Source organism: aff. Roholtiella sp. LEGE 12411 (assembly GCF_015206995.1).
In the GTDB taxonomy this organism is placed as follows: Bacteria; Cyanobacteriota; Cyanobacteriia; order Cyanobacteriales; family Nostocaceae; genus Komarekiella.
Window position 1 is genome coordinate 1 of the sequence record NZ_JADEXR010000185.1, and the last position, 11,198, is coordinate 11,198.

Consider the following 11,198-nt stretch of genomic DNA (forward strand, 5'->3'; position numbering starts at 1 on the left):
CACTTGCCAAGAATAAATCAGCCCAGCCGTCGCTTTCGCCTTGAGGGCGAAAGCGCCTAAATCTCTCGGTTTTGCCAAAAATATTATTGATACGGCTGGGCTGATTTATTTATTGGATCTCCCTAATACAGTCGGTTCATTTTCTATACCAATTCTTTTTTGTAATGCTAGAGCAAACATTGGATCATGACGTAACTCTTCATGGTCGTTCAAATCTTCGTATCCCATGACTAAGCCATATATCCGTTGTGCAATTAAGTTTTCTATCGAATGGTCAATTCTATTTGACGAACGGTAATCTTGGAAACATCTTGCTAACCGTGATGTTATTTGCAGTTTTCGGTCTAGTTCTGCAATTAAGCTTAAACCAGCATCAGATGTTACCTGTCCCCCGTTGAAATTAACTACGACTGGCGATGACTTTGGCTGTTCAAATTTGAAGTCTTTTGGGAGCGATCGCGTTGCTGGTTGAATCATCCTTTAAAACTACTGAAATGCTTACCATATATACATCTTAGCAGCTTTTATCCCCATTTTTTTACGAGTTGGTGAGAAATCCGGGTAAGGCCAGTGTCAGAGCAACAGCAAGATTAGCTGGGGTTGATGAAAAAGCGATTCGCAGCACACTTGAGGGTGCGGAACTCAAGCCATCGAAGTTAGCTCAAATGCTTATAGAACATGGGTTTGAGTGTGCGGAACTGACCGAATGGCGCATCAACGGTATCCCCGACATAGCGATCGCAATAATTCTGGAATATTACGCTTATGAAGCTGGTAGATACTGTACCAAGCAAGCGAGATTGGTATGCCGTTCGTTCAACACCATCGGCATTCGAGCATGGATACAAGACTCTGTGGGCTGGACTAAACCCACCAGCAATAACGAAACTGCAATGACACAAATACAGTTACTCGCTGCTCTAGCTAAACATTTAGCCGAGCAAGACCCGAATTTCTCACCACAATTATCAAAGCCTTATCAAATCTAGATTCCAGGCTCTCACACTCCAGAAAAAAAAATCACCAATTAAAAATTCCCAGAACATATTTGGGATCAGGATTCTGAGGATTGCGATAGCGCCGACCTGTCGGTTCGCGGCACTTGTGAGAAATGCGGGAATAGACCTCTTGCAAAAGTCCAAAAATCAGAAATGTCATTCTGAGCGGAACGCAGTGGAGAGAAGAATCTCACTAGATGTTTCACTCCGCTCAACATGAGAAGTTAAGCATTTATGCAAGAGGTCTAATCTTGAAAGCCTTATAAAACAGCAGATACACTTTTTAGTTGTCAATACCTTTGCCAAAATAAGAGCCTACAAAAGTTTTGCCAGTTTTGCCAAAATTACCCATGCATAAGCTAAACGCTTATAAAAGAGCTTGGATTCTCAAACTCTTTGTAATGGGGGCAATACGTTCAAAAAATCTTGCGGCAAGCGATCGCGGTTGAATATGGGCAAGAATCCTAGTAGTGCTTTTAAGCAATCAGCGAGATACTTTCATCAGTCTCATCAAACATACCCGCTTCATCCCCCCAGCAATCCCAGCCGTCACGCGATTCCCTTGCGAACATCTCCAATTTGGACATATTGGGGCAAAGTTTCTCTACAAGTTGGTGAAATTCCAAAGGTTTGCGCGAATGCTCCCGCCGTCGTGCGTGTAAGATAGTCGGTTCATTAGTAAGCGATCGCCCAGCAAATGCCAAAACATTCCCACACACAGCTAAAGCACAATGTTCAGTGCAATTGCGGAGCCAGTGGCCAGTGCCAATATGCGGAGTCCCGGCAATGGTAACTTTTTCCCACGTCAAGATGGTTTGGAGCGTGAAACCCCAAGTCTGCAAGCACTGTGCAGCCTCAATCATGTGGTTGTTGGTATACCACAGCCAAAGAACACAGCCAGAAGGGTCGCACAATTCGGGAACGGGCAGCGCTAGAATTTCTATCCCTGCCACTGCCGTAAATCGTCTCGGTAGTCGAAGTCAATTACGGCGCAACGAATAACGCTAAATTTTGCTCCGCTTTTGGTGCGACGGACAGTTCCGTCGAGGTCGAGAAAAAGGATTTTATTCATTTTTTGTAGATGAAGAAAAAATGAGATGTGATGGCAGATAACCGAGGTTGCGACTATGTATTGAAACAATTATCTCTGACTGAGTTGAACAGATGATGCGCTCGTTGCAGTAGTTTTTCAACTCTTTCGCAGAATCGAGAACAAGATGATCGTCTATCGGCTGCTTTAGTGTTTTTTCTACGTAGTCAAGACTAGCATATAGCTCGCCTTGTGGCAGTAATAAAGCACTTTCAATTGAATCTTTTTGAGAATCCCAATTGTTTTTCATCATGATTTACCTTCCTGTTCCAAATCTTCTAAATCTAATTCAATCTCGTAGCCCTGAAATTTTAACCAAGCCAAAACTGTTGCTAATGCCATAGAACTGGAAGTATCACGATCAATAAGTAACTGCCGGATTTTTACCATCATCAAAAGCACAGCTAATATAGTCTCTGTCGCGCACCCAATTGATTACAATGTTGCGGCGATCGCATTCCTTTAACAGTAGCTGTGTGTGTGACCAATCAGTAGAGAAATCAGGCACATATCCATAATTGTCAAACCAACATTCTGCATCAAAATCTTCGTCTGTAGCATTATCATCAGGTGCAAATAATTGAATTTTAACAGCATGGTAATCACCGCCATATTGCCATTGTGCCCCAGGGGTGAATTGGCTACACTCCTGTTCAAATCCCGTTTCTTTACATCCCAAAGTTTGAGCTACAAGCACATTCAATTCTTGAAATGGGTTAATTGTTGCTTTCGTTACAGGTGTGCGAAAAACTCTTCAATCGCTTTGGTCAACCCTGCGGCAACAACTGGATCATGGCAAGGGTAAACATAAACGTCCTGCTGGAGAATGGATAAGGCTTTGTCGCCAGAGAAATCTTTTAAAGCCGAAGTCCTCAGCGTTCTCGACTCCAGCAACACGGACTGATTTAAAGGTAAACTCATAGTGTTCCTAGGTAATAGGACAGGCGATCGCTGACCTCCCGCCAAGTTGGGGCGATCGCTGGAAGTTATCATGGTTTGATATTTAAAACTGTTTCAAAACCCGTTATTAATCCTCTTCCAAATTTCTTCTTTTAGGGACTAACTCAAAGAAATCGGAAATTTTGCAATTAAAATAAACGCATAAAACAGTTATTGTGTCAGCATCGTAACGCTTGGCTGTGTTCTCGCATAAGCCACGTATTGCGCCAGCGGTTAACCCCGTTGCTTCACCTAAAGCCGTTCTAGTTAACCCATGTTCATCAATTAAATGTGCTGTGATGTTAACAAAAGGTAATAATAGGGAGGTGGTGAGGGCTAATAATGAAACAAAGTACCGTCAGAGCTTTATTTCAGGCTTACAATTCATTACATATAATTATTGATGAGTTGTATGAGGGTTTTGAGAAGGCTGTAGAGAATGAAGATTATAGCGACGCTAGCTTATTGGAGGCTAGAGCGGATAGACTATTTTCAGAAGCCGAAGCAATATTAGCCGTAATTTTAGAGTATCAAAATGGATAAAGTTCTGATACAAGCCTTGGCAAAGGAAGCCAAAGTCAAGAGTGGTCAAGCGATCGAGAAATTCAAACAAGGTAAATACATCGAAGGACATTCCCTGATGAGTCAAGCTAGAGACGCAGGACGGGTTTGTAGTCAGTTAATCAAAACCAGTGAACTAGTACCTGTGTTGACTCAGTTTGAGAAATTAAGCCAGGAATAACGCTAAACCACTATTTCACTACCGAATAAAAGCGCTGTGTATTCGCACAGCGCTTTTATTCTTTTGTCGCCGTACCTAGAGGGAGCCTCGAATGACCGAAAAACAAATAAAAACACTGACTGAAATAATGGCGCGTCCCTTACCAGACATCACACCTGAGCAAGAATGCGAATTAGCGGAACTTGAGGAATTGATGTCGAAACCGCCCATCGAACATCCGTCAAGCAAGACACTGACTGAAATAATGGCGCGTCCCTTGCCGGACATCACACCAGAACGAGAACGTGAGTTAGCGGAACTTGAGGAGTTCTTTGGGCGTAATATCATGTCCGGTGGCACACCCATAGTAAAGTAAATTATATACCCTCTGTTGTAAGTATCTACCGTACCAATGCCAAAACATATTAGTATAAAGACCTTGACGAGGTAGAGGAAATTTTATCGAAGAAGGCAGTCTTGCTGAGGGCAGCTTTGCTGGAGGAAAACTGCCCTCAGCAAGACTGCCGCGACCAGAGGGAGCAAGGGTTTAAGACCCCCTCCAAATTTTCAATTTGGTGGCTCTTTTTCAGGAGGGGTTTGAATCCTATAAGTGAAAAAAACCTTCTGCCTTCTGCCTCCTGCCTCCTTCAATTAATCGCTGCCAACAATTGCTCAAACAAAAAGATTTAGTTCGAGGCATAACAAATTTTTATTGGTGGCCTCAAGTCACAGTTGCAGCTTAACGTTTTTATTATGGGTAAGCTACCGGACATGATATCAACCCAAAAGAATTGCTTTTTTATGACTTTTTCAGCAAGCCCTAAGTAGGTCAAGTAATATAAAAATTTATGCTATTTGGTGATATTACTTACTTTCAAAGCACGGAGGCATGGCTGCTGGGGTGGTTTCTTTCATGAGCTTCTTTCAACGTGAAAGCTATGCTGAGATAGCATTATACTCTTTTTTACTCTTCTATTCTGTCTAAGTCCCACTAGTAGAGAAGGGGTGGGTCATTTCCCCCTGCTCCCTGCTCTCTGCCCCCTGCCTCTTCATTTGCGGCACTAGCCGATTAAATTGGCTTCTTTTAAAGCTTCTTTTTCTTCTGGCGATTGTTTAAATGCAAACCGCAATAAAGGCGGTGCTAAGAAGGTTGTCAAAATCACCATAATAACGATCGCAGCTTGCAATGGTTTATCAAGGGTACCACTAGCTGCACCAATGGCGGCAAACACTAACCCAACTTCGCCACGGGGAATCATCCCCACACCAACCGCTAACCGATTAATTCCAGGTTGACCAAAAACCGCCCAACCTGTGACAACTTTACCGATAATTGCGATCGCAATTAAGAAGGTAGCTATAATTAATCCTTCTCGATTTCCTGGAACTAACGGATTTAGAACGCCTAAATCAACTTTTGCGCCAACTGTCACAAAGAAAACTGGCACTAGCATATCAGCAACAGGTTTAACCTGCTCATCTAGCTCTTTGCGTTTATCCGTTTCATCCAAAACTAAGCCAGCCGCAAATGCACCTAAGATAGCTTCTAAATGAATGGCACTACCCAGAAAAGCCATAAAAAAGGCAAAGATAAATGCTGGGATAATTAAGTTGCCTCGCGTTTGCAATTTCTCAGCAATGGCAACAAAACTCTGATTGAAATATTTACCGAGGAGAATTGAGCCAATGAGAAAAACTGTAGCGCTGACAATTAGATAAATGACGTTGAAAATATCAACCTCACCAGTTTTAGCAAGACTCGCCACTACTGCCAACACGATGATACCTAAAATGTCATCAATGACGGCTGCACCAACAATAATTTGACCTTCACGAGATTTTAACTGCCCAATTTCTGACAAAACTTTCGAGGTAATCCCAATACTAGTAGCTGTGAGCGCTGCACCAGCAAAAATCGCTGGAATTACTGGCGCATGAAACAACAAAATCAACCCTGCCGTGCCAGCCGCAAAAGGAACAGCTACCCCAACACAAGCAACAATTGTTGCTTGATAACCGACTTTCTGTAATTCTTTTAAGTCTGATTCTAGACCAATTTCAAATAACAGAACGATCACACCTAGTTCGGCAAGCACAGAAACAACCTCACTCTGGCTTTGAAATATTGATGTGACGGCATCAGGACTGAGGTTATTAATGAATTGCAGGATAGTCATGATAATGGAGTCGCTACCAGCCGCTCCACTGTCGGGAAATACAACCAAATGGAGAGCAGAAGCACCCACAAGCACCCCACCAACTAATTCTCCTAATACAGGTGGCAAGTCCATCATTCTAAATAATTCGCCACCAATTTTACTAGCCAGATAAATGACTACTAAACTTAGCAATACTCCAGTCAGCACAATAGGAGCATATTCTGCCTCGTTAGTTGTTGCTAGTAAAGGAGACTGTAAACCCGCAGGGAGAAAATTTAACCAGGTAAACGGATTAAGTATTGGTTCTGAAAAAATCATGTTTTTGCTTGTGTTTCTGATTCATTTTGAAGCCAATTTAAAAAATGTAATTTATATCTCGTAATTCGTAATTTCATCATTAATTACGAATTACGAATTACGAATTACAAATAGGTGTCAGTGTAAGTACCAACGCCAGGAGTATTAGCACTTGCATGAGGATTAACTAAAGCAACCGCTTGTTTAAGTGCATCAACACGATCTACAAACATGTAATGCTCTGGTACAAACCTCGAAATGCCAAACTTGTAGGGTTTGCCTGTCCGACAAAAGGAGCAATCTGCAAAATAATCAGAATCACGCCAATCCCAGACATAAACCCAGAAATCACGCTGTAAGGCATGAGGGTAATGTATTTACCCAACTTAAATATCCCAAAAAAGATTTGGTGGCGCATCGTCTCGATTCAACAGCCGTCTGGCCCACAGAAAGTTCTCCCGTACAGTACCTCTGCTTCACAGATATAGATAATGCCCGCATAATCGGTAAAAAACTTGATTGCGACCTGATCCGCAATCTTCTCTGCCATCTCCCGATTTTCGGTGAGTACCTCGAACTTTACATTTGAATCGGTGTCGGCAGTGTTGGGTTTACCCGTAGAGCGCACGTTGCGACTGCCTTGACCGCCAGTATCCACCACCGTATAACCAGTTGCCCCGGCTTCATCAATGATCTTGGCGACCTTTTTCAGCAGAATCTTTTCCGTGACGATGACGAGCTTGTTGGCACGCTTGGACATGTTGCTTACCTCCTGAAATGATGTAATTTATCTACTTGGTCTGCCCGGTCAAGGGGTCGGTGACAGACCGCCGATCGCCTGGGCTAGCCCGATAAAGAACGGTATACACAAGCCGATCGCAATGGGCGTACCGACGGCTGTGGACGCGCCTATATAGGCAGATGGATTGGCTGACGGGATACCGGCTCGTAACGTAGGAGGACCTGAGATATCTGAACTGGATGAGGCGATGATAGCTAGGATCACAACACCGCCCAGGCTGAAGTTCATGGTGTAGTGGGCAATCATCCCAAGACCAAAGGCGATTAGCCCATGCACAAACGGTGCCACCACACTATATACGACGTACCACTGGGCTACCTTACGCAGTTCGCCAATCCTTGACCAAGCCTCCATACCCATGACCAGCATCAAGATCGAAAGCAAGCCACGAAAGAGGGGATCGTAGAAGCTTTTATAGACACTTTCTGGCTGGGTGAATATGCCAAGAGCGAGACCTAACAGCATTGCCGATAGGGCAGGACCTCGGAGACTTTCCTCGATAATTGGCCATATTTTGACCCGATTATCCCCATCCCCCTTCTGCTGACTGATATACTCCTGCCGGCTGCTGGGATAATCTTTTTGATCGGGATAATCACCAGCCGTAACAGGCTGCTCAGTAAAGTAGGCTACTTCTTTATGCTTCTTCCTGTTGAGATAAATGTTAGCCACAACAATTGCAGTTACGAGCGCGGGGATATCCATGAAGGGATAGAGTGCGCCAGCCCATGCCTCGTATGTAATTTTTTGTTCTTCCAGTACCGTCAGCCCAGCAGCCATTGTAGAACCACTCACGGCTCCAAACAATCCCCCAGTTGCGATCGCATCAACGACTTTGACCTTTGGCAGCTTGGCTAACGTATAGCGCGAGATGAATACAATCGTAATCCCTGTTATTACAGCAAAGATCATGGGTAACACCATCTCCGTCAGATTAGAATTGCGGATCGCAATTCCACCAGTCAGACCGATTTTCATGAGCAGCATGAAGACGATGATCGTACAAATCGCCTCTGGAATGACCAATTCGCTACCGAGGGCAGCAATGATCATGCCACCAATCAAAAAGGCGAGTGTTGGGGACTGCAACTGCTTAATGAAGTCCATTAGAAAAAGGGACAAAAAATCCACGAATACCTCCTTGTGCTTCCTCTGATGAGGAGTATTACAATAAATGAACTTTAAAAAAGACTGATGCGCTTGACTCCTACAGCACAGGTGCTGCACAAGAACCTGTAGAGAGGGCTTACGGTCATTGGCCCGGTCAGTTCAGAGATCAACGTTGGCGTACCGCTAAACAGGGCGGCAAAAAAGCCGACGCAAACTGCACCATAAAGGCCAGCCACAGACCGAGCACCGGAAGCAACACCGAATGCTAGCGTAGAGGTAACGAAACGATCGCAGCAGTTAGACCACCGAATAAATCGCCTTGTAAGTTTCTAAAATGGATCGTATTAGTCAATGACATACTGGGGTTTTGGCTACAAAAAATGCAAAATAAATTTGGGTTTCTCAAAATTGTCGGCTACTTTGAGTAAGTTTGAAGTTTTATTGCCATGAAAATTAGACAAAGAAAACTTTAATTCTTTGCAAAGCAGTTGGCTATAATGCCTTTTTAAATGGCGAGTCGCTAAATACGAATCTCCAATAGAGAAGGCTTAGGACAAAGATGGTTCAAAAATTGGACTAAAAAAACTTACATAAATTGCAAGTTTTATTTATTGCCAAATTTAATGAGATTAACAATAGCTTACAGCTTTATATCATTGGTGACAAGTTAAGGAAAAGAGGAAATTGTCAAGGGTGGTATTTGGATAGATCAAAAATCGTGAGAAACTCAATCTAGACAAGTAATTGAGCGATTTTGAGTAGCTATGACTACCAGCCGAAAAACCAATAGAGACCACGCCAAAAAGAAACAACGACCAATGGTGGAAGATGAAGTAATTGCTCCGCAATTGGAAAGATTACTGACACCAGCCATTACAAATCAAGAAAATTACTACCGTAAACTAGGACTCAGAGAACGGATACTGAATTTACCGTTGATGATGGCTGCGGTGTTAACCCTACTGTGGCAAGACGTGGCAGGAGTCAGAGAACTAACAAGAATGTTAGCCAGAGATGGTTTTCTCTGGAGTAATCCCACAAAAGTTAGTCAACAAGCAGTATCACAAAGATTTTTGACATTTCCATCCGAGTTATTTGAAAAAGTATTTAAAGATTTATTGCCTAGTTTGAGAACAGCTTGGCACAGTAGAAATAAACGTCAATTGCCAGAAAGTATTCAATTTACATTCTTAAAATTCGAGAAAATTTGGATAGTAGATCAGGGCAAACGCATCTAAAGTACTCTTGATCACGACCGATATTAAGAACCAACGAAAAAATCTTTCCTTTCGCGTTTGATTATTTTTAAAGCCCCAAAGCGATGCCTGCGGCGGGCTACGCCTACGCCTAAATTTTTCGCAATAAGCAAGAGCTAATGATATTATTTTTAACTCTATTGATAATAGACTTTGTTTATTGACATGATGCGGCCGCCCTGGATAGTAGATGGCTCAACATTGGAAGCATTGTTTAGGAAATTACAAAGCCTACAAGAGGCGCAAAGAGGACAATTAGCAGGAAAGATGAGTACAGTCATTGATTTAATGACCAGATTACCTATAGAGATTTGGTTTGAATAAAATCCCAAAGCTTCTGATACTAAGCTGGAAGAAAATATCCTGAATTTAGTGACTTCAAAGACTTTACTCTTATTAGATAGAGGATTTTATCACTTTAACTTTTGGCATCAATTAATCGAAAAAAAAGTGGACTTTATTACGAGAATAAAAAAAGGAGCAGGAATCAAGGTAGAACAAGTATTTACAGATAGTTATGGATTGCGAGACCGGAAGATACGTCTCGGTTCTGGCACTAAAAAGACTCCGTTTATCAATTTACGTTTGATTGAAGTGCGGTCAGGAAAAACATGGCATTCTTATGTAACGAGCGTCTGACCAGTTTTTTTTCAACAATTCTCTGAAAGCCTCTTGACAAAAGACTTACAGCCTTAAATTATCACCAATGGCTGACCATCATGATTACGGCACACAGATGCATAAGATGGCAGCGCTATTGAGAACGAGAGTATCAACAGCAACACAAAAATAACGTATTTTATGATGCTCATATTTGAAAGATTAACGCTATTTTCCGGTAGAGTTTACTAAGCTGAGTTGATCCATGCTTAAACATTATCCTCAAAATTTGAGGGCAAGCAGTATCTATTCATGAACCACGCCTTAACATAGGTGCAAAAAAAGTCAGTCTTAATGGCGATCAAATTGCAACCAAAAAAAAACTTAGAGCAGTCCTGGATTGTACGCTGTTTTGCTGCAATACTTCTTTGTGGTCAAGTCTGGCTGCATTTACTCCAAGGAAAAACTTACTATCGCAAAATTCTGCAACATCTGGTGACGGCCGGGCCAGCTTCTATTTCTCCAGTACTCCTAGTAAGTGGTTTTGCTGGGATGATTTTTACAATTCAGACTGCGAGAGAACTAGTACGATTTGGTGCTGTCAATGCGGTGGGAGGAGCTTTTGCGTTAGCTTTTTGCAGAGAACTGGCTCCAATTTTGACCGCTAGTATTCTTGCGGGACAAGTAGGTTCTGCTTATGCAGCAGAAATAGGAGCAATGCGAGTGACAGAGCAAATTGATGCACTCTACATGCTCAAAACTGATCCAATTGATTATTTAGTACTTCCAAGAGTAATTGCTTGCTGTTTAATGATGCCTTTTATGACAGTTTTTGCTTTACTTACGGGTATCATGGGTGGAGTTTTTGCCGGATCACAATTTTTTCAAATACTTCCAGAAACTTTTTTAGAGTCAATCAGAAATTTTTTAGAACCGTCAGATTTGTTGATAGTTTTGTTTAAAGGGTTTATTTTTGGAGTTCTGGTTGCTATTAACGGCTGTAGTTGGGGCTTAACAACCAAAGGAGGAGCCAAAGAAGTAGGAGAATCAGCAACAAAAGCAGTTGTCACTACTTGGGTGTCGATTTTCATCATGGATTTTTTTCTCTCTTTGGTGCTGTTTGAACATCCCACATTTTGAACTTAAGTGTCGATTTTCATCTTTAGTGCGATGGCTTTTTGTCTACGGGCATGGGGCATTGGGCATTGGGCATTGGGGCATTGGGG

Annotated in this window: 15 protein-coding genes and 5 pseudogenes; 7 read left to right on the plus strand and 13 right to left on the minus strand. The window is 42.4% G+C overall.

Annotation, left to right across the window (positions count from 1 at the left end; genetic code table 11):
* Positions 1 to 156 precede the first annotated feature (156 nt).
* Positions 157 to 477, minus strand: a pseudogene (locus tag IQ246_RS26015) (transposase); the annotation flags it as partial.
* Between the two features lie 68 nt (positions 478 to 545).
* Between IQ246_RS26015 and IQ246_RS26020 the strand changes: the two are divergent.
* Complete coding sequence (locus IQ246_RS26020) at positions 546 to 989, plus strand: hypothetical protein (RefSeq protein ID WP_194006202.1); 444 nt, start codon at positions 546 to 548, stop codon at positions 987 to 989.
* Between the two features lie 31 nt (positions 990 to 1,020).
* On the opposite strand, the gene IQ246_RS26025 is transcribed toward IQ246_RS26020, so the two are convergent.
* The 7 genes from IQ246_RS26025 to IQ246_RS26050 all read right to left on the minus strand — a co-directional run bounded on the left by IQ246_RS26025 (position 1,021) and on the right by IQ246_RS26050 (position 3,328).
* The gene (locus tag IQ246_RS26025; protein WP_194006203.1) at positions 1,021 to 1,158 is read right to left on the minus strand and encodes a hypothetical protein; all 138 of its coding nucleotides are present in this window, start codon (positions 1,156 to 1,158) and stop codon (positions 1,021 to 1,023) included.
* A gap of 316 nt (positions 1,159 to 1,474) precedes the next feature.
* Entirely contained in the window at positions 1,475 to 1,951 is a 477-nt protein-coding gene (locus IQ246_RS26030) for an MT-A70 family methyltransferase (RefSeq protein ID WP_194006204.1), read from the minus strand.
* Positions 1,939 to 2,070 (minus strand): hypothetical protein, encoded by a 132-nt coding sequence (locus tag IQ246_RS31055; protein WP_255515644.1) that lies wholly within the window; start codon positions 2,068 to 2,070, stop codon positions 1,939 to 1,941. The genes IQ246_RS26030 and IQ246_RS31055 overlap by 13 nt, the downstream gene beginning before the upstream one ends.
* Positions 2,063 to 2,341, minus strand: a complete 279-nt coding sequence (locus IQ246_RS26035) for a hypothetical protein (RefSeq protein WP_194006205.1) — start codon at positions 2,339 to 2,341, stop codon at positions 2,063 to 2,065. The genes IQ246_RS31055 and IQ246_RS26035 overlap by 8 nt, the downstream gene beginning before the upstream one ends.
* 108 nt (positions 2,342 to 2,449) lie before the next feature.
* The gene (locus tag IQ246_RS26040) at positions 2,450 to 2,785 is read right to left on the minus strand and encodes a hypothetical protein (protein ID WP_194006206.1); all 336 of its coding nucleotides are present in this window, start codon (positions 2,783 to 2,785) and stop codon (positions 2,450 to 2,452) included.
* A gap of 35 nt (positions 2,786 to 2,820) precedes the next feature.
* Complete coding sequence (locus IQ246_RS26045) at positions 2,821 to 3,081, minus strand: hypothetical protein (RefSeq protein ID WP_194006214.1); 261 nt, start codon at positions 3,079 to 3,081, stop codon at positions 2,821 to 2,823.
* Between the two features lie 34 nt (positions 3,082 to 3,115).
* Entirely contained in the window at positions 3,116 to 3,328 is a 213-nt protein-coding gene (locus IQ246_RS26050) for a helix-turn-helix transcriptional regulator (protein WP_194006212.1), read from the minus strand.
* 41 nt (positions 3,329 to 3,369) lie between these two features.
* Between IQ246_RS26050 and IQ246_RS26055 the strand changes: the two genes are divergently transcribed.
* The 3 genes from IQ246_RS26055 to IQ246_RS26065 all read left to right on the plus strand — a co-directional run bounded on the left by IQ246_RS26055 (position 3,370) and on the right by IQ246_RS26065 (position 4,124).
* Positions 3,370 to 3,570, plus strand: a complete 201-nt coding sequence (locus IQ246_RS26055) for a hypothetical protein (RefSeq protein WP_191762270.1) — start codon at positions 3,370 to 3,372, stop codon at positions 3,568 to 3,570.
* Positions 3,563 to 3,769: a hypothetical protein gene (locus tag IQ246_RS26060; protein WP_194006207.1), complete on the plus strand. Its 207-nt coding sequence runs from the start codon at positions 3,563 to 3,565 to the stop codon at positions 3,767 to 3,769. Before IQ246_RS26055 ends, IQ246_RS26060 begins: the two co-directional genes overlap by 8 nt.
* Before the next feature lie 127 nt (positions 3,770 to 3,896).
* Positions 3,897 to 4,124 carry a hypothetical protein gene (locus IQ246_RS26065; RefSeq protein WP_194006208.1) on the plus strand — a complete coding sequence of 76 codons (228 nt, stop codon included), beginning with the start codon at positions 3,897 to 3,899 and terminating at the stop codon, positions 4,122 to 4,124.
* A gap of 685 nt (positions 4,125 to 4,809) precedes the next feature.
* On the opposite strand, the gene IQ246_RS26070 is transcribed toward IQ246_RS26065, so the two are convergent.
* The 5 genes and pseudogenes from IQ246_RS26070 to IQ246_RS30665 form a co-directional block, all read right to left on the minus strand.
* The gene (locus tag IQ246_RS26070) at positions 4,810 to 6,225 is read right to left on the minus strand and encodes a cation:proton antiporter (RefSeq protein WP_194006209.1); all 1,416 of its coding nucleotides are present in this window, start codon (positions 6,223 to 6,225) and stop codon (positions 4,810 to 4,812) included.
* Positions 6,226 to 6,475: 250 nt separating this feature from the next.
* Positions 6,476 to 6,613 (minus strand): annotated as a pseudogene (locus tag IQ246_RS26075) (SulP family inorganic anion transporter); the annotation flags it as partial.
* An 18-nt stretch (positions 6,614 to 6,631) separates the two neighbouring features.
* Positions 6,632 to 6,964: a hypothetical protein gene (locus IQ246_RS26080; RefSeq protein ID WP_194006210.1), complete on the minus strand. Its 333-nt coding sequence runs from the start codon at positions 6,962 to 6,964 to the stop codon at positions 6,632 to 6,634.
* Between the two features lie 48 nt (positions 6,965 to 7,012).
* Positions 7,013 to 8,137 (minus strand): sodium-dependent bicarbonate transport family permease, encoded by a 1,125-nt coding sequence (locus tag IQ246_RS26085; protein ID WP_194006211.1) that lies wholly within the window; start codon positions 8,135 to 8,137, stop codon positions 7,013 to 7,015.
* 116 nt (positions 8,138 to 8,253) lie between these two features.
* Positions 8,254 to 8,474 (minus strand): annotated as a pseudogene (locus IQ246_RS30665) (SulP family inorganic anion transporter); the annotation flags it as partial.
* 460 nt (positions 8,475 to 8,934) lie between these two features.
* Between IQ246_RS30665 and IQ246_RS26095 the strand changes: the two are divergent.
* The 3 genes and pseudogenes from IQ246_RS26095 to IQ246_RS26105 all read left to right on the plus strand — a co-directional run.
* Positions 8,935 to 9,336 (plus strand): annotated as a pseudogene (locus IQ246_RS26095) (IS4 family transposase); the annotation flags it as partial.
* Between the two features lie 231 nt (positions 9,337 to 9,567).
* Positions 9,568 to 10,008: pseudogene (locus IQ246_RS26100) on the plus strand (transposase); the annotation flags it as partial.
* A gap of 318 nt (positions 10,009 to 10,326) precedes the next feature.
* Positions 10,327 to 11,112: an MlaE family lipid ABC transporter permease subunit gene (locus IQ246_RS26105; protein WP_194006213.1), complete on the plus strand. Its 786-nt coding sequence runs from the start codon at positions 10,327 to 10,329 to the stop codon at positions 11,110 to 11,112.
* Positions 11,113 to 11,198: the final 86 nt, after the last annotated feature.